Raw genomic sequence first — 21,534 nt, 5'->3', positions numbered from 1 at the left:
GGGCGCCCGCCCGCCCGCGGATCAGATCCAGCCGCGCTTGCGGAAGGCCGCGTAGAGGATGCCGCCCATGACGACCATCAGCCCGATCGCGAGCGGGTACCCGTAGGTCCACTTCAGCTCCGGCATGTTCACGAAGTTCATGCCGTAGACGGTGCCCACGAGCGTCGGCGCGAACAGGATCGCGGCCCAGGAGGAGATCCGCTTGACCTGGTCGTTCTGGGCGAGGCTCGTCTCGGTCAGCCTCTTCATCTCGTCGTTCTGCCGCTGGCCGACGAGGGTCGTGTGCACGGTGAGCGCGTTCTGCAGCAGCGTGCGGAACGCGTCGGCGCGCTCGGCGACGCGGATGACGTGGTCGTGCACGTCGCGGAAGCCGCGGCGGAGCTCGAGGTCCACCTCGCGCTCCTCGGCCCGCTGCCGCAGGTCGTCGAGCATGGCGCCGAGCGGGGCGGTGGCCCGCTGGAACCCGGTGACCTCGCGCATCAGCGCGTAGATGCGGCGGGAGACGTCGGGGTCGGCGCCGAAGATCTGGTCCTCGATCTCGTCCACGTCGTCCTCGAGGCCCGCCGCGACGGGACCGTACTCGTCGACGACCTGGTCGAGGATCGCGTACATGATCGCGCTGGGACCCAGCGCGAGGAGCTCCGGGTCGGCCTCCAGCCGGTGGCGGACGGCGGCGAGGTCGGGGGACTCCGCGTGCCGGATGGTGACCACGAAGTCGGGCCCGACGAAGACGTGCAGCTCCCCGAACTCGACGCGCTCCTCGGCGTCCACGTACCGGGCGGGCCGCAGCACCACGAACCAGGTGTCGCCGTAGCGCTCCATCTTCGAGCGCTGGTGGCCGGTGAGCGCGTCCTCGACCGCGAGCGGGTGCAGGCCGAACTCCGCGGCGACGCGGTGGACCTCGTCCGGGTCGGGCCGGTACAGGCCGATCCAGGCGAGCCCGTCGCGCGCCCGCATGACCTCGAACGTCTCGTCGAGGCTCTCGGGATCCGCGGTGCGGACCCCCTGGACGTACACGGCGCTGTCGACGACGGTCATCGGATCTCTTCTCTCGGGTCGGGACCCGCGCGGGGCCGAGAGCGACTGTATCCGTGCGCCGGTCGAGCAGCCCGTGCGGCCGGTCCCGGAACGAGGAATAGCCGGTCGGATCCCGAAGGATCCGACCGGCTCTCGTGTGTGTCCGAAGGGGGACTTGAACCCCCACGCCCTAATACGGGCACTAGCACCTCAAGCTAGCGCGTCTACCAATTCCGCCATCCGGACAGGATGTGCGGCCCGCCGTCTCCGGCTGCCGAGAGACGACATTAGCACGGCTTCCGAGGCCCTCATGACCACCCGCCGGTCCGGTCGCCGCCGTCGAGCCTCGATAGCGTGGACCCATGACCGACACGCTGCCCGACGACCTCGACGCCACCGCCCGGATCGCCCGCGACCTCATCCGGTTCGACACGACCAACCACGGCGAGGGCCGGTCGGAGGGGGAGACGGAGGCCGCCGAGTACGTCGAGCAGCATCTCAAGGACCTGGGGCTGCAGCCCGAGCTGATCGACGCCGCGCCCGGACGCACCAGCGTCCTCGCGCGCATCCCGGGCCGCAACCGCGACAAGCCCGCCCTCGTCGTGCACGGCCACCTCGACGTGGTCCCCGCCGACCCCGCGAACTGGTCCGTCGACCCGTTCGCCGGCGTCATCAAGGACGGCATGCTCTGGGGCCGCGGCGCCGTGGACATGAAGAACATGGACGCGATGATGATCACCGCGCTGCAGGAGATCATCACGTCCGGCCGCGCCCCCGAGCGCGACCTCATCATGGGCTTCTTCTCCGACGAGGAGGCCGGCGGCGTGCTCGGCTCCGCCTACGTCGTCGAGAACCGCCCGGACTGGTTCGAGGGCGCGACCGAGGCCATCAGCGAGGTCGGCGGCTACTCCATCGACCTCGCCGGCAAGCGGGCGTACCTGCTGCAGACGGGGGAGAAGGCCCTCGTCTGGATCCGCCTGGTCGCCACCGGCACCGCCGGCCACGGCTCGCAGGTCAACCGCGACAACGCGGTCACCCGTCTCGCGGGCGCGGTCGCGCGGATCGGCATGGAGGAGTGGCCCGTCCACCTCACGGACACGACGCGTCAGCTGCTCGACGAGATCGCCCGGATCGTCGGGGCCGACCCGAAGCAGGTGACCCCGGACGACCTCGCGATCGCCACCGGCACGGCGTCGAAGTTCATCGCGGCGACGCTCCGCACCACCACGAACCCGACGCTCCTGCACGCCGGCTACAAGCACAACGTGATCCCCGACACGGCCGAGGCGCTCGTCGACATCCGGGTGCTCCCCGGCGAGGAGGACGCCGTGCTGGCGCGGGTCCGCGAGCTCGCGGGCGAGGGCGTCGAGGTGCGCATCGTGCACCAGGACGTCGGCCTGGAGAACCCGTTCGCCGGACCGCTCGTCGACGCCATGGTCGCGACCCTCGGCGCGCACGACCCCGAGGCCGAGGTGCTGCCCTACATGCTCTCCGGCGGCACGGACAACAAGGCCCTCAGCCTCCTCGGGATCACCGGCTACGGCTTCGCGCCGCTCAAGCTGCCCGCCTCGATGGACTTCCCGGCGATGTTCCACGGCGTCGACGAGCGGGTCCCGCTCGACGCACTAGTCTTCGGGAGGCAGGTCCTCCGCGACCTCCTCCTGAACTACTAGATCCGAGCCCCAGGTGGGCCACCCGACACTGGGAGCATCCGCTTGAGCTATCTCGAGGCGATCATCCTGGGCCTCGTCCAGGGCCTGACCGAGTTCCTCCCCATCTCCTCGAGCGCGCACCTCCGCATCGCCGGGCTCTTCATGGGCGGCGACCCGGGTGCCACGTTCACCGCCATCACGCAGCTCGGCACCGAGCTCGCGGTCGTGGTCTTCTTCCGCAAGCGCATCGGCAAGGTCCTCTCGGCGTGGTTCCGCTCGCTCCGCGGCGGCATGCCCAAGGGCGACCCGGACGTGCGCATGGGCTGGCTCGTCATCATCGGCACCATCCCCATCGGCATCGCCGGCTACCTGTTCCAGGACACGATCCGCTCCACGTTCCGCTCGCTCTGGATCGTCGCGATCGTGCTCATCGTGTTCGGCATCCTGCTGGGCCTCGCCGACCGCTACAGCCGCAGCGACCGGACCGAGAAGGACATGACCTACGGGCACGGCGTGAGCATCGGCATCGCGCAGGCGCTCGCGCTCGTCCCCGGCGTCTCGCGCTCGGGTGCCACGACCACCGCGGCGCGCGCGTTCGGCTACGCCCGGCCCGTCGCCGCCGAGTACTCGTTCCTCCTCGCCGTGCCCGCGGTGTTCGGCAGCGGCCTCTACGAGCTCGTGAAGAGCTTCGACGAGACGGGCCAGGCGGGCGCCGGGCAGACCGCGGTCGCGACGCTCATCGCGTTCGTCGTCGGCCTCGCCGTCATCGCGGGCCTCATGCGCTACATCTCGACGCGCACCTTCATGCCCTTCGTCGTCTACCGCGTCGCCCTCGGCGTCGTGCTGCTGGTGCTGCTGGGCACCGGCGCGATCGCGGCCTGATCCCGTGCGCGCCTGGTCACGCCCCGCCGTCCCCGCCGTCGCGGGGGAGCCGCCCGTCCCCACCCTGTTCGACACGAGCACCGGATCCGTCCGCCCCGCCGAGTGCACGGGCGACGGCCGCGTCGGCCTGTACGTCTGCGGCATCACGCCGTACGACGCGACGCACATCGGCCACGCGTCCACCTACCTCGCCTTCGACACGCTGCAGCGCCTGTGGCTCGACCGCGGGTACGACGTCGCCTACGTGCAGAACGTGACCGACGTCGACGACCCGCTGCTCGAGCGCGCGACGGCCACGGGCGTCGACTGGCGCGACCTCGCCGCCGAGCAGGTGGAGCTGTTCCGCACCGACATGGAGGCCCTGCGCATCCTGCCGCCCGACTCCTACGTGGGCGTCACCGAGGTCGTCGACGAGGTCGCGGCCGCGGTCGCGGAGCTCGTCCGACGCGGCACGGCTTACCCGGTCGACACCCCGTACGCGGTCGTGCCCGGCGCGCAGGACCTCTACTTCGACGTCGCCCGCGCGGGCGAGACCGGCCCGTGGTCCCTGGGCGACGAGAGCGGGTACGACCGCGACACCATGGCCGTGCTCTCCGCCGAGCGCGGCGGCGACCCGGAGCGGCCGGGCAAGCGCGACCCGCTGGATCCGCTGCTGTGGCGCGCCGAGCGCGCGGGCGAGCCCGCGTGGGACAGCGTCGTCGGACGCGGTCGGCCCGGCTGGCACATCGAGTGCGCGGTCATCGCGCTGAAGGCGCTCGACCGTCCGGTCACCGTGCAGGGCGGCGGCTCCGACCTGATCTTCCCCCACCACGAGATGTCGGCCGGCCACGCGTCGGCGCTGACGGGCGAGGGCTTCGCCTGCGTCTACGCGCACACGGGCATGGTCGCGTACCAGGGCGAGAAGATGAGCAAGTCGCTCGGCAACCTCGTGCTCGTGTCGCGCCTCCGGGCTGCGGGCGTGGATCCGCGCGCCATCCGCCTCGCGCTCCTCGCGCAGCACCACCGGGCGGACTGGGAGTGGACCGACGCCCTCCTCGAGGAGTCCGTCGCGCGCCTCGCCGCGTGGGACGCCTGGGCGGCGGGGGCATCGGATGACGCCAACGGGGAACCGGGCGAGCTCGTGCACCTCGTCCGCGAGCGCCTCGCCGACGACCTCGACACCCCGGGCGCGATCCTGCTCCTCGACCTCCGCGTCGCCACGGGCGTGCCCGCGACGCCCGTCGAGGTGGCCGCGGTCGACGCGCTCCTCGGCGTCGCGCTCGGGAGCCCGGCGGCCTGACCCGGCAGCGGGGCCCCTGGCCTACTGGTCCTTGGGGTCCTTGGGGTCCTTCGGCCGCCACGGCTCCTCGGGCCGGTCGTCGCCGCGCCCGCGCGGACCGTCGCCCCGGCGGAGGTACCTCTCGAACTCCTGCGCGATGGCCTCGCCGCTCGCCTCGGGGGAGTCGACGGTGTCCCGGGCCTGCTCGAGCTGCTGGATGTAGGACGCCATGTCCTCGTCCTCGCCCGCGAGCTGGTCGATGCCGGCCTCCCACGTCGCGGCCTCCTGGATGAGGTCGCCGCGCGGGATCACCACGTCGACCATCTCCTCCAGCTTGTCGATGAGCGCGAGCGTGGCCTTGGGCGACGGCGCGCTGTGCACGTAGTGCGGCACGGAGGCCCAGAGCGAGACCGTGGGCATGCCCATGTCCTCGGCGCGCTGGGCGATGATGCTGAGGATCCCGACCGGGCCCTCGTAGGTGCTCCGCTCGATGCCGAGCTCGGTGCGGACGGCCGCGTTCTCGCTCGTCGAGTAGACGGAGATGGGGCGCGTGTGCGGCACGTCGGCCAGCAGCGCGCCGAGGAGGACCACGCCCTCGACGCCCGCGGCCCGCGCGGCGTCCAGCACCTCGGCGGTGAACGCCGTCCAGTGCCGCGACGGCTCGACGCCGAGGAGGAGGTGGATGCTGCCGCCGTTGTCGCCGCTCACGCCGAGCTGCGCGTCGGCGGCCAGGTCCTGCGCGGGGCGCCGCGGGTCCTTCGGGCCGTAGAGCGTGGCGCCCGGCCACTCGAGCTCGCGGGTGCCGTCCTCCGCGAAGCCGATGGTGGGGCGGTTGAACTGGAAGTCGAAGTAGTCCTCGGGATCCACCGACGACACCGCCTCGAGGTCGAGCAGCTCCTTGAGCGCCCGGACCGCTCCGCTGGCGGCCTCGCCCGCGTCGTTCCAGCCCTCGAAGGCGACGACCAGCAGTCGTCCGCTCACGAACCTCTCGGCATCCGCCACGTGACTCCCGTTCCGTCTCGCCCTCGGACCGCCCGGCCGGCGGTCGTCGTACGATCCTAGGACGCGCCGCCCCGCCGGTAGACTCGCTCCCCGTGATCAGCAACAGACCCGCGGCCGTCCTCTGGGACATGGACGGCACCATCGTGGACACGGAGCCCTACTGGATGGTGGCGGAGGAGGCGCTGGTCGGCTCGTTCGGCGGCACGTGGACCCACGAGGACGGGCTCCGGCTCGTCGGCAACGGCCTGCCGGACTCGGCGCGCATCCTGCAGGAGGCGGGCGTCGACCTGCCCGTCGCGGAGATCATCGACCGGCTCAGCGACCGCGTCATGGAGCAGATCCTCGTCGAGGTGCCGTGGCGCCCGGGCGCCCGGGAGCTCCTCCGCGGGATCCGCGACGCCGGCATCCCCACCGCGCTCGTCACCATGTCCATCGGCCGCATGGCCCGCCAGGTCGCCGACGCCGTCCCGTTCGACGCGTTCGACCACGTCGTGGCCGGGGACGACGTCGCCCGCAGCAAGCCGGACCCCGAGGCCTACCTCGCCGCCGCCGACCTGCTGGGCGTCGACATCCGCGACTGCGTCGCCATCGAGGACTCGGCGCCGGGCGTCGCGTCGGCCGTCGCCTCCGGCGCCACGGTCATCGCGGTCCCGCACCACGTGCCCCTCCCGGCCGACGACGCGTACGTCCTCTGGGACACGCTCGCGGGTCGCGCCCTCGCCGACGTCGAGTCCGCCCACGCCGACCGCCGCGCCGCCGCCCCGATCCGGGACGAGGTGCGCGCATGACCGTCGACGCCGCGGCCGCGCGCTTCAGCGGCCCCTTCCGCGCGGGCGACCGCGTGCAGCTCACCGGTCCCAAGGGCCGCCTCAACACGATCCTGCTCGAGCCGGGCAAGGTGTTCCACACCCACCGCGGCATGATCGACCACGACGACCTCATCGGCCTGCCCGACGGCAGCGTCGTCACCAACAGCGCGGGCGTCGAGTGCCTCGCGCTCCGCCCGCTGCTCTCGGACGTCGTCATGTCGATGCCGCGCGGCGCGGCGATCATTTACCCGAAGGACGCCGCGCAGATCCTCGGCCTCGCCGACGTCTTCCCCGGCGCCACGGTCGTGGAGGCGGGCGTGGGATCCGGCGCGCTCTCCATGTGGCTTCTGCGCGCCCTCGGCCCCACCGGCACGCTCCTCTCCTTCGAGCGCCGCGAGGAGTTCGCCGATGTGGCCCGCGGCAACGTCTCGAGCTACTTCGGGCACAGCCCGGAGAACTGGTCCATCACGCTCGGCGACCTGGCGGACGCGCTGCCGACCGTCACCGAGCCGCACTCGGTCGACCGGGTCGTGCTCGACATGCTCGCCCCGTGGGAGTGCGTCGACGCGGTCGCCGAGGCGCTCACGCCCGGCGGCGTCCTGCTCTGCTACGTCGCCACCGTCACGCAGCTGTCCCGCGTCGCCGAGGCGCTCCGCGACACCGGCCTCTTCACCAACCCCGACGCGAGCGAGACCATGATCCGCGGCTGGCACGTGGAGGGCCTCGCGGTCCGCCCCGAGCACCGCATGATCGGGCACACCGGCTTCCTCATCACCGCCCGCCGCCTCGCACCCGGATCCGTCCTGCCGCAGCTCAAGCGCCGTGCGTCGAAGTCGGACTTCAGCGACGAGGACATGGAGGCCTGGACCCCCGGGGCGCTCGGCGAGCGCCGCGTCAGCGACAAGGTCCTCCGCAAGCGCGTCCGGGTCGCCGAGCACGGGGCGCAGCTCGCCGGCGCGCGGGACGCGGCGGAGTCCGGCGACGCGGGCGACGCCGACGACACGTCGGATGCGCCGGAGCCCACCGAGCCCACCGCCTAGGATGACAGGGCCGATCACGCGGGTGCGTGTCGGCCGCCCCCACCATCGAAAGAGGAGTCACGTGCGCCGTTCCGCCGCGCTCACCGTCTGCGCAGGGCTCGTCCTGACGCTCGCCGCCTGCAGCCCCTCGGGGTCCGGATCGGGTGCGGCGTCGGACTGCACGCCCCTCGCGCAGCCCGGCACGTCGTCGAGCACGGTCTCCGCCACGGGCGACGTCGGCAGCGCGCCGGGCTCCGTCACGTTCCCCACGCCGCTGAAGCCGTCGGGCGTCGAGGTCTCGACGCTCGTCGAGGGCACGGGCCCGCGCGTCCAGCCGCGCCAGGGCATCACGGCCGCCGCGTCCATCGTCAACGGCAAGACGGGCGCGCCCCTCGCCGCCTACGCCGGGATCGCGCCCAACGCGCGGACAACGGGCTCCGACCTCGTCACGACCGCGTCGCTGGCCGAGCGCCTCCCCTTCCTCCAGCAGGCCATGCAGTGCATGCCGGTCGGCTCGCGCCTCGCCGTCACCGTGCCCGTGTCCACGGTCTTCCCGGACCAGGACGTCTCCTCCGAGGGCCTCGACCCCTCCGACGGGCTCGTGCTCATCGTGGACATCACCTCGTCCTACCCGGAGCGCGCGACCGGCGAGCCGCGGCCCGCCCAGGCCGGGTTCCCCTCGGTCGTCACGACGGACGACGGGATCCCCGGCGTCACCATCCCGCCGAGCACCCCGCCCACGGAGTACCGCGACGCGCTGCTGCGCGCGGGCGACGGCGACGAGGTCGGCGACGGCGACGTCGTCACGCTCCAGTACACGGGCGTCGTCTGGGGCACCAGCGCCTCGGCCCAGAAGCAGGCGGTCTTCGGATCCAGCTGGGCCGAGGGCACGCCGCTCCAGGTGCCGGCCACGGCGACGACCGCGTCGCCGTCGACGGGGGCGTCCGCCGCGCTCGTCGTCACGCCCGGTCTCGCGAAGGCGCTCGTCGGCAAGCACGTCGGCGACCAGGTCATCGCGGTCGTCCCTCCGGGCGACGGCTTCGGCGACCAGGCCTCGGCCAAGGTCCCCGCCGGTTCCACGCTCGTCTACGTCGTGGATATCCTCGGGACGAGCAAGAACAGCAAGTGACGACGCATCGCCGCCGGCCGGGGGCTGCACCATCGTGAGGACCACCGCGTGCCCGATCCATCCCGCCGTCCGACCGTGCCGGTCGAGGAGCGCCTCTTCAGCCTCGTCCTGGCGCTGCTCGCCACCGAGCAGGGCCTGACGAAGAACGAGGTCCTCTCCAGCGTCCAGGGCTACCGCCAGCGGTACGCGGCGGGCGGCGACAACGCCAACCTCGAGCGCCAGTTCGAGCGCGACAAGGACGACATCCGCGACCTCGGCGTCCCGCTCGAGACCGTCGAGGCGCCCGGCCAGGAGGGCAACAACCAGCTCCTGCGCTACCGGATCCCGCGCGGCGCCTACGAGCTCCCGGCCGACCTCTCGTTCACCCCCGAGGAGACGACGCTGCTCAACCTCGCCGCCATGGTGTGGCGCGAGGGATCGCTCTCCGGGGAGTCGCGGCGGGCGCTCATCAAGCTCCGGTCGCTCGGGGTGGAGTCCGACGACCCCGTCATCGGCTACGCGCCCCGGCTCCGCACGCGGGAGGCGGCGTTCGCGCCGCTCAGCGTCGCGCTCGAGCGGCACGTGCTCGTCGCGTTCGGCTACCTGAAGCCCGGCGAGCGGACGCCCCGGACCCGCACGGTCGCCCCGCTCGCGCTCGTCCAGCACCAGGGACGCTGGCACCTGCACGGCATCGACCAGGACGCGCAGGGGCCGCGCACGTTCCTCCTCTCCCGCATCGTCGACCGCGTGCGCGTCACGAGCCGCGGCTTCGTCCCCGAGGGGGAGGACCACGCGGAGCGCGCCCTCGCCGACCTCGACCGGGTGTGGGCCAACGGCGTGGGGGAGGTCGCGGTGACGCCCGGATCGGACGCCGAGATCCGCCTGCGCCGCCGCCGCGGCACCGAGGACCTCGGCGACGGACGCCTGCGCGTCCACTACTCCGACACCAACCTGTTCGCGGACGAGATCGCGGGCTTCGGACCCGAGGCCCGGGCGATCGCGCCGCCCCGGCTGCGGGACGCCGTGCGCGCCCGCCTCGCCGAGACCATCGCCGCCCACCGTGAGGACGCCTCGTGACCGACCGCGCCGCGCCGCTGCAGGCGCAGGACAAGCTGGCGTTCCTGCTGGCGCTCGTGCCGTACCTCACCGACCACGGCCGGGTCAGCGTGAGCCAGGCGGCGGCGCACTTCCGGGTGCCGCCCGAGCAGATCCGCCAGGCCGTGCGCCTCATCGCGGTGTCCGGCGTGCCCGGATCCACCTCGTCGTACCAGCACGGCGACCTGTTCGACATCGCCTGGGACGACTTCGAGGACAACGACCAGATCGTCATCACGCACATGGTCGCGATCGACGACTCGCCGCGCTTCTCCGCACGGGAGGCGGCCGCGCTCATCGCGGGGCTCCAGTACGTCTCGTCCCAGGCCGACGCCAGCGACCTCGACCTCGTGGGCCAGCTGATGGCGAAGCTCGCGCGGGGCGCGTCGGCGAGCCCCAGCCAGGTCGCCGTCGCGCCCGGCGCCGGCGACGCCACCCGGGAGGGCCTCCGCCGCGCCATCGCCGACGCGCGACGCGTGGAGTTCGACTACCGCAGCCCCCGGGGCGGCACGGAGCGCCGGGTTGTGGATCCGCTCCGCCTCGAGTCCGTCGACGAGGACTGGTACCTCCGGGGCTGGGACCTGGCGCGCGGCGCCGTCCGCACCTTCCGCCTCGACCGCCTCGACGAGCTCCTCGTCACCGACCTGCCGCCGGAGCACCGGCCGCAGGACGTCGTGCTCGGCGACACCCTCTTCGAGCCGAGCCCCGACGACCTCCGCGTGACCCTCGATATCGCGGAGGGGGCCGTGCCTCTCCTCGGCGACTTCGTGGGGGACGAGCGTCCCGCGCCGGTCGCCGGCCGACCGGGGCGCGTGTCCGTCACGGTGCGCGTCGCCCACTACCAGGGGCTCGTCCGGCTCGTCGCGGGCATGGCGGGCGTCGTGGTCGTCACGTCGCCGCCCGAGGCCCGGGCGGCCGTGGCCGAGTGGGCCGAGCGGGCGGCCGCGGCCTACGACGACGCGGACTGAGCGCGACACCGAGCGGCTCCGGCGGCGGCTCCGAAGACCAGGCATCCGGAGCGAGCTCGGCGTCGTGCGCGTCTCCCGAGGAAAATCCGGATGAACCGAGGTGCCGCACAGGGTGTCCTGGAGGGTGCCGACGGTAGACTCCCCATGGATCCCGACAACGACCGTCCGGCCCTCCTGACCTGAAGGAATGTGAACCACATGCTCGGAAACCTGACCGGATGGCACCTCGTCATCATCCTCGTCGTCATCGTGCTGCTCTTCGGTTCCACCAAGCTGCCCGCCCTGGCCAAGAGCGTGGGCCAGTCCATGCGCATCTTCAAGGGCGAGGTGAAGACCATGAAGGAGGAGAGCGGCTCCGACCGTCGCGACGACATCCGCGACGAGGAGCGCCGCCGCGACGACGACCGCTACCGCGCGGACGACCGCGACCGTCCCCGTGAGTCCGCACCCCGTGTCGACGAGCCCCGGTACGACGCCCCGCGCTACGACTCCCCGCGCGACGGCGGGGACTCCCGCCCCCGCGCCTGATCCGTGAGCACCACCGAGCGTCCCCGCCAGAAGAAGCGGGACGCGGAGGGGCGCATGTCCCTCGTCCAGCACCTGCTGGAGCTGAAGAAGCGCCTGTTCATCGCGGGCGTCGCGATCATCCTCGCGATGGTGGCGGGCTGGTTCCTCTCCTCGTTCGTGCTGGAGGCGCTGCGCTCGCCCATCGAGACGATCAACGCGGAGCAGGGGCGGAACGCCAGCCTCAACTTCCCGACCATCACGTCGGCGTTCGACCTGCGCCTGCAGATCGCGCTCTACGTGGGGCTGATCATCTCCAGCCCCGTGTGGCTGTACCAGGTCTTCGCGTTCCTGGTGCCGGGACTCACGAAGACCGAGCGCCGCTACACGTTCGGGTTCTTCTTCTCCGCGGTGCCGCTGTTCCTCGCGGGATGCGCGGCCGGCTGGTTCGTGCTGCCGCACATCGTCGCGCTGCTGACGCAGTTCGCGGGGGCGGGCGACTCGTCCTTCATCACGGCGCGCGAGTACTTCGACTTCGTGCTGAAGCTCGTCTTCGCCGTGGGCATCGCGTTCGTGCTGCCGGTGTTCCTCGTGCTGTTCAACTTCATGGGGATCCTGAGCGGCGCGACGATCATCCGCTCCTGGCGCATCGCCATCCTGCTGATCATCCTGTTCTGCGCCATCGCCACCCCGGCCGCCGACGTCATGTCGATGTTCCTGCTGGCCGTGCCGATGACGCTGCTCTACCTCGTGGCCGCGGGCATCTCGCTCCTCAACGACCGCCGACGGGCGAAGAAGGCCGCGTCGCTCGCGGACGACCTGCTGCCCTGACCCGCACGACCCGCGACGCCCGTCCCGCGAGGGGCGGGCGTCGCCGCGTCCGCGCCCGGCTGGCGCCCGGATCCGGAGCCTAGGATGGCGTCATCGTGACAGACCAGCTCTCGCCCGCCGAACGCTACGCCGCCTCCCGGACCCGCCGGAGCCTCCCGCTCCTCGAGGCGTTCGCGAGCGGGCTGCGCTTCGACCTCGACCCGTTCCAGCGCGCCGCCGCGGAGTCCCTCGAGAACGGGCGGAGCGTCCTCGTCGCGGCGCCCACCGGCGCCGGCAAGACCGTCGTCGCGGAGTTCGCCGTGTACCTCGCCATGCAGCGGCCGAGCGCGAAGATCTTCTACACGGCGCCGATGAAGGCGCTCAGCAACCAGAAGTACGCCGAGCTGGTGGCCGAGTACGGGCCGGACGAGGTGGGCCTGCTCACCGGCGACACCAACGTCAACAGCCGCGCGCGCATCGTCGTCATGACGACCGAGGTGCTGCGCAACATGCTCTACGCGGACTCCGACCTCCTCCGCGACCTCGCCTTCGTGATCATGGACGAGGTGCACTACCTGGCCGACCGCTTCCGCGGCGCCGTGTGGGAGGAGGTCATCATCCACCTCCCGCAGAGCGTGCGGATGATCTCGCTGAGCGCGACCGTCTCGAACGCCGAGGAGTTCGGCGACTGGCTGCAGGCCGTCCGCGGCGAGACGGACGTCATCGTCTCCGAGGAGCGGCCGGTGCCGCTCGAGCAGCACGTCATCGTCCGGCACCGGATGGTCGACCTCTTCGACTCGTCCGGGCTCGCCGCCACGCACCGCGTCAACCCGGAGCTCGTGCGGATGACGCACGGCGGCGGCCGCGAGGCGGTGCGTGTGCGCGGAGGCCAGGCGCGCGGGCGCGGGGGAGCGGGCAGCGCCGGCCGGCGCGGCGCGGGTCCCGGCCCGGGCGACCGCGGCCGCATGGACCGTCCCGAGGTCGTCGCGCTCCTGGAGGAGCGGAACCTCCTCCCGGCCATCTTCTTCATCTTCAGCCGCGCGGGATGCGACGCCGCGGTCAAGCAGGTGCTGCGCGCGGGGGTCCGGCTCACGCACGCGCACGAGCGCGACGAGATCCGCGCCGTCGTGGAGGAGCGCTGCCGCACGCTCCGCGACGAGGACCTCGCCGTCCTCGGCTACTGGGAGTGGCTCGAGGGCCTCGAGCGCGGTGTGGCCGCGCACCACGCCGGGATGCTGCCCGCCTTCAAGGAGGTCGTGGAGGAGCTCTTCCAGCGGAAGCTCGTCAAGGCGGTGTTCGCCACGGAGACGCTCGCGCTCGGCATCAACATGCCCGCGCGCACGGTCGTCCTCGAGCAGCTGGAGAAGTTCAACGGCGAGGCGCGCGTGCCGCTGACGCCGGGGGAGTACACGCAGCTCACGGGTCGCGCCGGCCGCCGCGGCATCGACGTCGAGGGCCACGCGGTCATCCAGTGGAAGGACGGGCTGGATCCGCAGGCCGTCGCGTCGCTCGCCTCCCGCCGCACGTACCCGCTCAACTCGAGCTTCCGGCCGACGTACAACATGGCCGTCAACCTGATCGACCAGTTCGGCCGCGAGCGCACCCGCGAGGTCCTCGAGTCGTCGTTCGCCCAGTTCCAGGCCGACCGCGCCGTCGTGGACCTCGCCCGCAAGGTCCGGACGCAGGAGGAGTCGCTCGCCGGCTACGAGAAGGCGATGGTCTGCCACCTCGGCGACTTCCGCGAGTACTCGGGCCTCCGGCGCGAGCTCAGCGACCTCGAGCGCGCGACGGCCGCGCGCGCCGACATGCAGCAGGCCGGCCAGCACGGCGAGCGCGACAAGCGCCAGCGCCAGCTCGCCGACCTCCGTCGGCGCATGAAGGCGCACCCCTGCCACGCGTGCAAGGACCGCGAGTCCCACGCGCGCTGGGCGGAGCGCTGGTGGCGCCTTAAGCGCCAGACGGATGCGCTCGGGCAGCAGATCCGCACGCGCACCAACGCCGTCGCGAAGGTCTTCGACCGGGTCACGGAGCTGCTCCTCTCGCTCGGCTACCTCAAGCGCGCCGCCGACGGCCAGGTCGCGCCGACGCCCAACGGCCGCATGCTCAAGCGCATCTACGGCGACCGCGACCTGCTGGTGGCCGAGTGCCTGCGCACGCAGGTCTGGGTGGACCTCGACCCGGCCGGCCTCGCCGCGATGGCCGCGTCGCTGGTCTACCAGCCGCGTCGCGACGAGGGCGACCGCAACGACCGGAACCTCCCGCGCGGAGCGTTCCGCCCGGCGCTCGAGCGCACCGAGGAGATCTGGTCACGGCTCGACGACGTGGAGCGCGAGCGCCGCCTGCCGACCACCGAGCCCCTGTCGACCGGGCTCTGCGCGCCGATGCACCGCTGGTCCCGCGGCGGGAGCCTCGACGCGGTGCTCGACGAGGCCGACCTCGCGGCCGGCGACTTCGTGCGCTGGACGAAGCAGACCATCGACCTGCTCGACCAGCTCTCGATCGTGGCCGACGGCCCCGTGTCGCGGAACGCGCGCACGGCCCTCGACAGCATCCGGCGCGGCATCGTCGCGTACTCGTCGGTGTGACCGCGCTCGCCCGCGCGCCCCGTCGGGAGGGCACGACCGCGCCCGTCGCGCCGGCGCCCGTCGACGCGTCGCCGATCCGCCCGCCCGTGCCGCTCTGGGGCGCGCTCCTCCTCGCCGCGCTGTCCGGCCCGGTCCTCGACGCGGCGTTCCCGGATCGCGGCATCTGGCCCCTCGCGTTCCCGGGGATCGCCCTCGTGCTGGTGGCCCTCCGCGGGCGCCGCGCCGGGCCCGCGTTCCTGGTCGGCCTCGTCGCCGGGCTCGCCTTCTACCTCACGCACATCGAGTGGGCGTCGCTGTACCTCGGACCCGTGCCCTGGATCGCGCTGTCGTCGCTCGAGTCGCTCTTCGTCGCGACCGGCGCCGTCACCATCGCGACGGCCACGCGGTGGATCCCGCGCGCCTTCCCGACCGTCGCCGGGCGCGTCGTGCTGCTGCCCGTCGCCGTGGCGGGGCTCTGGACCGCGCGCGAGGCGATCTCCGCGGTCTGGCCCTACGGCGGGTTCGCGTGGGGGCGGGTGTCCCTGTCGCAATCCGAGGGGCCGTTCGCCCACCTCGTGACCTGGCTGGGGCTGTCCGGTCTGTCCTTCGTGCTCGTGCTGCTCGTCGCGCTGCTGCTGGAGCTCGCGGCGGAGGAGCGCGTGCGGGCGTCGAGCCGGGCGCTCGTCGCCGGGATCGCGGTGGCCCTGGTGCTCGTCGTCCCCGCCTTCCCGGTCGCGACCACGGGCACCACCCGGATCGCGGCCGTGCAGGGGAACGCCAAGGCCGGGTACTTCGACGGCGCGCGCTACGGCGACATCCTGCGCGCGCACCTGGCCGCGACGGCGGAGATACCGGCCGACTCCGGCATCGACATGGTGGTGTGGCCGGAGAACGCGGCGGACGCGGATCCGCTCCGCGACCCGGGCTCCGCTGCCGCCCTCGACCGCGTGGTCGCGCGGCTCGGCGCGCCGCTGGTCGTCGGCACGGTCACGGAGCGCGACGGCCGGTACTACAACGAGTCGCTCGTCTGGACCGGGGGAGGGGCGACCGACCACTACGACAAGAAGCACCCGGTGCCGTTCGGGGAGTACGTGCCCGACCGCGCGTTCTGGGAGCCGTTCGCACCCGACCTCATCGGCCTCATCCAGCGGGAGTACACGCCGGGCACGACCGACCAGGTCATGGACGTCGCGGGCATCACCGCCGGCATCGCCATCTGCTTCGACATCGTCGACGACCAGCTGACGACCGACATGGTGCGCGAGGGCGCGGACGTCATCCTCGCCCAGACGAACAACGCCGACTTCGGCCGGACCGACGAGAGCGTGCAGCAGCTCGCCGTCGCGCGCATGCGCGCGCTCGAGACGGGTCGCAGCGTCGTGAACATCTCCACGGTCGGCACGAGCGCGGTCGTCGGCCCGGACGGGCGGGACCTCGACCGGCTGCCCTGGTACACCGCGGGGTCGATGGTCGTGGACGTGCCGACCGCCGACGTCGTGACGCCCGCGATCCTCGTGGGGCGCGACATCGAGTGGCTCGTGTCCGGGCTCGGCCTCGGCGCCCTCGCGGTCGCGGGGATCGCGCTCGGCCGTCGAGGTCGTCGCGCCGCGCGCTGACCCGTCGCCTGCCCCACGCGAAGGAGCACCCCCGGCGATGCCGGGGGTGCTCCTGTGGTCGGTTCGCGAGCGGAGGGGTCGGGTCAGGCGCCGATGCGGTGCTGACCGCGCCGCGCGCGGAGGGTGGCGAGGCGCTCCTCGAGGAGCTCCTCGAGCTCGGCGCGCGTCCGGCGCTCGAGCAGCATGTCCCAGTGGCTCCGGGGGATCTTCGCCTCGACCTCGTCGTGGGCGACGGGTGCGCCCTCGGCGTCGAGGAGGCGTCCCTCCAGGCCGCTCTTCGGCGACTCCCAGACCTCGGGCACCTCGGCGTCCGCCGAGAACACGACCTCGAAGGTGGTCCCGTCGGACGTGCGGTACGTCTTCCTCTGCCGGGGGGAGAAGCTGACGCCCTCCTCGCTCTGCAGGCTCGTGGATCCGAGCCGCATCCCGCGCAAGCTGCGATCTGCCATGGTGGTCTCCTCTCGCGATGCACTCCCCGTTGTAAACCGCGCGGCTGTGAGGATCCTTTCTCAGGACGTCCGGTTCCCAGGCGAATCCCAGTCCCTGCCGTCGAACGCGGCGAGCACCAGGTCGGGGCGATCGGTGACGACGCCGTGGACGCCGGCCTCCACCAGGCGCACCGCCTCGTCGGGGTCGTCGACCGTCCACACGTGCACCTCGCGGACGGCGCGGGCGAGCCGGCCGACCATCGCGGGGGAGACGGTGCGGATCCCGAGCACGCGGCAGGGCATCTGCACGGCGTCGAGGCCGCGGAGCGCCAGGCGGACGACGGGCGCGAGGCCCAGGCGTGCGCCGACGACCGCGAGCACGAGCCGGCCGGCGTCGGCGGAGGTCGCGACGCCGGGGAGGAGGGAGACCGCGAGCCGTCGCCGCCGGCCCGAGAACGAGGTGACGAGCACCCGGTCGACGGCGCCTGCCGCGTGGATCGCGCGCGCGACGGCGACCGGGGCATCGCGGCCCTTCACGTCGACGTTCACGCGCGCTCCCGGCAGCGCGTCGAGCAGCTCGGCGAGCGTGGCGACGCGGGCGCCGGATCCGAGGTCGAGCGCGCGCAGCTCGGCGAGCGTCGCGTCCCGCACGCGTCCGGGGCGGCCCGTGAGGCGGCGGAGGTCGGCGTCGTGCCAGAGCACGCAGGCGCCGTCCGCGGTGACGTGCACGTCGGTCTCCAGGTGAGTGACCCCGAGGTCCCAGGCGGCCAGGAACGCGCCGAGCGTGTTCTCCACGGCGCCGGATCCCGTCCACCCGCGGTGCGCCAGAACGCGCGGCACGCGGCCGTCGAACCAGGGCGGGGACGTCACGACGGCCGGTCGGCGGTCCCCGGGTGCTCCGCCGAGCCGTCGGCGGTCGGGTGGCCGACCGGGGGCTCGTCGACCGGCAGCGCGCGCAGGAGCGCCGGCCGGGCGACGCCGACGAGGACGGCGGCCGCGACGACGGCCACGACGACCTGCAGCCACCAGGGGGCGCCGAACAGCCCCGACAGCAGGGCGACGAGGGCGGCGCCGCCTCCGCACAGCGCGGCGAGATCCAGGCAGCGCATCTCGACGACGACGAGGACGACGATCACGGCGAGCCAGCCGAGCCACGCGCTCTCGTCGAGGAGGACCGTCACCCGCTGCTCCCTCGTTCCGCCGACCGGACGACCCCGAACCTAGTCCACCGGCGGGATCGCGGGCGGTAGGCTCTCAGGGCCGTCCGGCCGGGTCCCGCCCGCGCGGCCGTCCCGCCCCGTCCCTCGCCGGACGACCCGTCGCGCGCCCGCAGGCGCGCCCACCTGGAGGAGTACCGCTGTGAGCACCGTCGACGAGATCCGCCCCTTCGCGCCCGACGAGCTCCGGGGGAAGCGCGCGCTCGTCACCGGCTCCTCGCGCGGCATCGGCGCCGACACCGTGGCGTACCTCGCCGACGCGGGCGCCGACGTCGTCGTCAACTACCGCAACAAGGCCGCCCGCGCCGAGAAGCTCGTGGCCAAGCTCGTGGAGGGCGGGACGAAGGCCATCGCGGTGGGGGCCGACCTCACGGATCCCGCGTCCGTCGACCGCCTGATGGACACCGTCCGCTCCGAGCTCGGCGGCCTCGACGTGCTCGTCCTCAACGCGTCCGGCGGCATGGAGAGCGGCATGGCGGAGGACTACGCCATGACCCTCAACCGCGACGCGCAGCTGAACGTGCTGCGGAGCGCGCTGCCGCTGATGTCCGAGGGCGGCCGCGTCGTCTTCGTCACGAGCCACCAGGCGCACTTCATCCGCACCACCCCGACCATGCCCGAGTACGAGGGCGTCGCCCGCAGCAAGCGCGCGGGGGAGGACGCCCTCCGCGAGCTCCTGCCCGAGCTCGACGAGCGCGGCATCGGCTTCGTCGTCGTGTCCGGCGACATGATCGAGGGCACCATCACGGCGACGCTCCTCGGGCGCCTCAACCCCGAGGCGATCCAGCAGCGCAAGGAGGCGTCCGGCGGCCTCTACAACGTGTCGCAGTTCGCGGCCGAGGTCGCGCGCGCGGTCGTCGATCCGATCCCTGCGGACCACACCCGTCTCGTGGGCGACACGAGCAGCTTCCAGCCCGAGTGACCCCGGGCCGGGCGGCGGCCCGGGGCTAGGCTCGATCCGATGAAGACCACGGATCTCGACCTCCTCACCTCCGTCTCCCGCCCCGCCGTCTCGCCCGACGGCCGCCTCGCCGTCGTCTCGGCGACCCGGCCGCGGGTGCACGCCGACGCGTACACCGGTCAGCTGTGGGAGGTGACGACGGACGGATCCCGCCCCCCGCGGCGCATCACGCGCGGCTTCCGCGACACCGCGCCGCGGCTCTCGCCGGACGGCGCCGTGATCGCGTTCCTGCGCGCGGAGCCGAAGGGGCCGCCGCAGCTGCACGTCGTGCGGGCGGCCGGCGGCGAGCCCATCGCGCTGACGGATGAGCTCCTCGGGGTCGGCGCGTTCGACTGGTCGCCGGACGGCACCCGCATCGTCTACGCGGCGCGCGTCGCCGAGCCCGGGCGGTACGGCAGCGTCGAGGGCGTGCCGGCCGCCGCGGAGCCCGCCCGTCGGATCCGCACCACCAAGTACCTCGCCAACGGCCTCGGCTGGTCCACGGACCGGCACGTGCAGCTGCACCTCGTCGCGGTGCCGGAGCTCGACGCCGAGCCCTTCGTGGCCGCCGCGCCGTCCGGCTACCCCGACGCCGCGGATCCCGCCGTGCGCGGCGAGGGGGCGGACGCGACGCCGTCGGCCGCCGAGCGCGCGGGCGTCGGTCCGGTGGTCCGCCTCACCGACGATCCCGTCGACCACGGGTCGCCGCGGTTCTCGGCCGACGGGTCCGAGGTGCTCTTCGTCGCCTCGCGGCACGCGGGACGCGACGACGACCTGCTCGCCGGCGCGTACGCGGTCGCCGTGCCCGCCGCGGGCGAGACGCCCGCCGTCGTCCCCGAGGTGCGCACGATCGTCTCGCACGAGGCGGGGCTCGGCGTCGTCGCCGTGGCATCCGTCGACGGCGGGCGCGTCTACCTGCTCGCGCAGGACCTGGGGGAGACGGGCGTCGACTTCGTCGCCCGCAACACCGCGCTGTACGTGCTCGACGACCGCGACGCGGCGCCGCGCGCGCTCACCGACGCCGAGACGATCGACCTCGGCGGCAGCGACATCACCGTCGAGGACCGCGACGCCGTCCTCGTGCTCAACGCCTCGCGCGGCACCGTGCAGCTGCTGCGCGTCACCGTCGACGGCGCCGTCGAGGCGCTCGTGGACGACCAGGTCGAGGTCACGGGCGTCGGCGTCGGGGGAGGGGCCGTCGTGGTCGCCCTCACCGACCCGCGCACGCACGGCGACCTCGCGCTGGTGCGCACCGACCGCGCCCCCGACGCCGGATCCGCCCTCGTCCGGCTCACCGACTTCTCCGCCGCGCTGCGCGAGACGGGGATCCGCCCGCTGCACGAGCTCGTGGTGGAGGGACGGGACGGCTACCCGGTTCACGGCTGGGTCGTGCTGCCGGAGGGGGAGGGGCCGCATCCGGTCCTCCTCGTGATCCACGGCGGGCCCTACGCGGCGTACGGCGTGCACCTGTTCGACGAGGCGCAGGTCTACGCCGACGCCGGCTACGCGGTGCTGCTCTGCAACCCGCGCGGCGCCGCCGGATACGGCCAGGAGCACGGCCGGGTCATCAAGGAGCGCATGGGCACGGTGGACATGCACGACGTCCTCGACTTCCTCGACGGCGCGATCGCCGTGCACGACTCCATCGACGGCTCCCGCGCCGGCATCATGGGCGGCTCCTACGGCGGCTACCTCACGGCGTGGACCATCGCGCACGAGCACCGGTTCCAGGGCGCCATCGTGGAGCGCGGATTCCTCGACCCGGAGCTGTTCACCGGCACCTCGGACATCGGCACGTTCTTCGGCGAGGAGTACACGGGCCACGACGAGGAGACCCGGCGGAAGCAGAGCCCGCAGGCGGTCGCGCACCAGGTGACGACGCCCACGTTCGTCGTGCACTCCGAGGACGACCTGCGCTGCCCGCTGTCGCAGGCCGAGCGGTACCACCTGGCGCTCGTGCGCGCGGGCGTGGAGACCGAGATGCTCGTCTTCCCGGGCGAGGACCACGAGCTCAGCCGCTCCGGCCGGCCGCGTCACCGCGTGCAGCGGTTCCAGGCGATCCTCGACTGGTGGGCCCGGCACCTGCCGGTCGACGGCGGCGCGCGATGACCGACGGCGAGGCGACCCGGCACATCCGGGACACCGCGCGGATCCTGCTGGTCGACGAGCGCGACCGGCTGCTGCTCTTCCTCACGAACTACTCCGTGAACGTGGACCTGCCGCCGCGCTGGCTGACGCCCGGCGGCGGCATCGACCCGGGCGAGACGCCGGCCGTCGCGGCCCGTCGCGAGCTGTTCGAGGAGACCGGGCTGCGGGTCGACTCGGTCGGCGAGCCCGTGTGGGAGCACGACTACGCGCGCCGCCGGATCGACGGCGGCCTCGACGTCGGCCACTCGACGTTCTACCTGGTGCGGACCGACGCGTTCGCGCCCGTGTCGGACAACTGGATGCCGGACGAGTTCGACGACATCCACGCGCACCGCTGGTTCGCCCTCGAGGAGCTCGCGACGACGACGGATCCCGTCGAACCCGCCGAGCTCGTGGACTTCGTGCGCGGGGTGCTGTCCCGGGGCGCCTGAGGCGGCTGATGCGGCCCACTCCGTGCTGGGGATAGTGTGCCGATAATGCACATTATGTCAGGTAGG

The 21,534-nt window shown here is 73.3% G+C and carries 20 protein-coding genes and 1 tRNA gene; 15 read left to right on the top strand and 6 right to left on the bottom strand.

Annotation, left to right across the window (positions count from 1 at the left end):
• Positions 1 to 21: 21 nt before the first annotated feature.
• Positions 22 to 1,038: a magnesium and cobalt transport protein CorA gene (locus AES38_RS08190; RefSeq protein ID WP_053774555.1), complete on the bottom strand. Its 1,017-nt coding sequence runs from the start codon at positions 1,036 to 1,038 to the stop codon at positions 22 to 24.
• A gap of 139 nt (positions 1,039 to 1,177) precedes the next feature.
• Positions 1,178 to 1,263, bottom strand: a tRNA-Leu gene (locus AES38_RS08185).
• A gap of 116 nt (positions 1,264 to 1,379) precedes the next feature.
• Here AES38_RS08185 and AES38_RS08180 point away from each other — a divergent pair.
• The 3 genes from AES38_RS08180 to mshC are packed head-to-tail and all read left to right on the top strand — an operon-like array spanning position 1,380 to position 4,830.
• Complete coding sequence (locus AES38_RS08180) at positions 1,380 to 2,690, top strand: M20/M25/M40 family metallo-hydrolase (RefSeq protein ID WP_053774554.1); 1,311 nt, start codon at positions 1,380 to 1,382, stop codon at positions 2,688 to 2,690.
• Between the two features lie 42 nt (positions 2,691 to 2,732).
• A complete protein-coding gene (locus AES38_RS08175) occupies positions 2,733 to 3,551 on the top strand; it encodes an undecaprenyl-diphosphate phosphatase (protein ID WP_053774553.1) in 819 nt (272 codons plus the stop codon).
• Positions 3,552 to 3,555: 4 nt separating this feature from the next.
• Positions 3,556 to 4,830: a cysteine--1-D-myo-inosityl 2-amino-2-deoxy-alpha-D-glucopyranoside ligase gene (mshC, locus tag AES38_RS08170; RefSeq protein ID WP_053774552.1), complete on the top strand. Its 1,275-nt coding sequence runs from the start codon at positions 3,556 to 3,558 to the stop codon at positions 4,828 to 4,830.
• 21 nt (positions 4,831 to 4,851) lie between these two features.
• On the opposite strand, the gene AES38_RS08165 is transcribed toward mshC, so the two are convergent.
• The gene (locus AES38_RS08165) at positions 4,852 to 5,811 is read right to left on the bottom strand and encodes a PAC2 family protein (RefSeq protein ID WP_053774551.1); all 960 of its coding nucleotides are present in this window, start codon (positions 5,809 to 5,811) and stop codon (positions 4,852 to 4,854) included.
• 92 nt (positions 5,812 to 5,903) lie between these two features.
• Between AES38_RS08165 and AES38_RS08160 the strand changes: the two genes are divergently transcribed.
• The 9 genes from AES38_RS08160 (at position 5,904) to lnt (ending at position 16,304) form a co-directional block, all read left to right on the top strand.
• Positions 5,904 to 6,599 (top strand): HAD family hydrolase, encoded by a 696-nt coding sequence (locus AES38_RS08160; protein WP_053774550.1) that lies wholly within the window; start codon positions 5,904 to 5,906, stop codon positions 6,597 to 6,599.
• Positions 6,596 to 7,660, top strand: coding sequence for a tRNA (adenine-N1)-methyltransferase (locus tag AES38_RS08155; RefSeq protein ID WP_053774549.1), 1,065 nt, complete (start codon positions 6,596 to 6,598; stop codon positions 7,658 to 7,660). Before AES38_RS08160 ends, AES38_RS08155 begins: the two co-directional genes overlap by 4 nt.
• Before the next feature lie 61 nt (positions 7,661 to 7,721).
• Positions 7,722 to 8,768, top strand: a complete 1,047-nt coding sequence (locus AES38_RS08150; protein ID WP_053774548.1) for an FKBP-type peptidyl-prolyl cis-trans isomerase — start codon at positions 7,722 to 7,724, stop codon at positions 8,766 to 8,768.
• A 48-nt stretch (positions 8,769 to 8,816) separates the two neighbouring features.
• Positions 8,817 to 9,824: a helix-turn-helix transcriptional regulator gene (locus AES38_RS08145; protein WP_053774547.1), complete on the top strand. Its 1,008-nt coding sequence runs from the start codon at positions 8,817 to 8,819 to the stop codon at positions 9,822 to 9,824.
• The gene (locus AES38_RS08140) at positions 9,821 to 10,810 is read left to right on the top strand and encodes a helix-turn-helix transcriptional regulator (protein WP_053774546.1); all 990 of its coding nucleotides are present in this window, start codon (positions 9,821 to 9,823) and stop codon (positions 10,808 to 10,810) included. Before AES38_RS08145 ends, AES38_RS08140 begins: the two co-directional genes overlap by 4 nt.
• 198 nt (positions 10,811 to 11,008) lie before the next feature.
• The gene (gene tatA, locus AES38_RS08135) at positions 11,009 to 11,338 is read left to right on the top strand and encodes a Sec-independent protein translocase subunit TatA (protein ID WP_053774545.1); all 330 of its coding nucleotides are present in this window, start codon (positions 11,009 to 11,011) and stop codon (positions 11,336 to 11,338) included.
• Between the two features lie 54 nt (positions 11,339 to 11,392).
• Complete coding sequence (gene tatC, locus AES38_RS08130) at positions 11,393 to 12,145, top strand: twin-arginine translocase subunit TatC (protein WP_053775731.1); 753 nt, start codon at positions 11,393 to 11,395, stop codon at positions 12,143 to 12,145.
• Between the two features lie 95 nt (positions 12,146 to 12,240).
• Entirely contained in the window at positions 12,241 to 14,709 is a 2,469-nt protein-coding gene (locus AES38_RS08125; RefSeq protein WP_053774544.1) for a DEAD/DEAH box helicase, read from the top strand.
• Positions 14,706 to 16,304 carry an apolipoprotein N-acyltransferase gene (gene lnt / locus AES38_RS08120; RefSeq protein ID WP_210768422.1) on the top strand — a complete coding sequence of 533 codons (1,599 nt, stop codon included), beginning with the start codon at positions 14,706 to 14,708 and terminating at the stop codon, positions 16,302 to 16,304. The genes AES38_RS08125 and lnt overlap by 4 nt, the downstream gene beginning before the upstream one ends.
• Before the next feature lie 83 nt (positions 16,305 to 16,387).
• Here the strand turns inward: lnt and AES38_RS08115 are convergent, their stop codons facing one another.
• Genes AES38_RS08115 through AES38_RS08105 form a run of 3 tightly spaced genes read right to left on the bottom strand, consistent with a single transcriptional unit; the run spans position 16,388 to position 17,913 of the window.
• On the bottom strand, positions 16,388 to 16,753 hold the full coding sequence (locus tag AES38_RS08115; RefSeq protein ID WP_043669361.1) for an RNA polymerase-binding protein RbpA: 366 nt from the start codon (positions 16,751 to 16,753) through the stop codon (positions 16,388 to 16,390).
• 60 nt (positions 16,754 to 16,813) lie between these two features.
• Positions 16,814 to 17,602, bottom strand: coding sequence for a glycerophosphodiester phosphodiesterase family protein (locus tag AES38_RS08110; protein ID WP_053774543.1), 789 nt, complete (start codon positions 17,600 to 17,602; stop codon positions 16,814 to 16,816).
• Positions 17,599 to 17,913, bottom strand: coding sequence for a hypothetical protein (locus AES38_RS08105; protein ID WP_244629143.1), 315 nt, complete (start codon positions 17,911 to 17,913; stop codon positions 17,599 to 17,601). The genes AES38_RS08110 and AES38_RS08105 overlap by 4 nt, the downstream gene beginning before the upstream one ends.
• A gap of 178 nt (positions 17,914 to 18,091) precedes the next feature.
• On the opposite strand from AES38_RS08105, the gene AES38_RS08100 reads away from it, so the two are divergent.
• The 3 genes from AES38_RS08100 to AES38_RS08090 are packed head-to-tail and all read left to right on the top strand — an operon-like array spanning position 18,092 to position 21,468.
• Entirely contained in the window at positions 18,092 to 18,871 is a 780-nt protein-coding gene (locus tag AES38_RS08100; protein ID WP_053774542.1) for an SDR family oxidoreductase, read from the top strand.
• 39 nt (positions 18,872 to 18,910) lie between these two features.
• Positions 18,911 to 20,998, top strand: a complete 2,088-nt coding sequence (locus AES38_RS08095) for a S9 family peptidase (protein WP_053774541.1) — start codon at positions 18,911 to 18,913, stop codon at positions 20,996 to 20,998.
• Positions 20,995 to 21,468 (top strand): NUDIX hydrolase, encoded by a 474-nt coding sequence (locus AES38_RS08090; RefSeq protein ID WP_053774540.1) that lies wholly within the window; start codon positions 20,995 to 20,997, stop codon positions 21,466 to 21,468. The genes AES38_RS08095 and AES38_RS08090 overlap by 4 nt, the downstream gene beginning before the upstream one ends.
• The last annotated feature ends 66 nt before the right edge of the window (positions 21,469 to 21,534 follow it).

The sequence above is a fragment of the Clavibacter capsici genome (genome assembly GCF_001280205.1).
GTDB lineage: Bacteria > Actinomycetota > Actinomycetes > Actinomycetales > Microbacteriaceae > Clavibacter > Clavibacter capsici.
The sequence above is the reverse complement of the archived record's forward strand: the minus strand, read 5'-3'. Positions and strand labels throughout refer to the sequence as shown.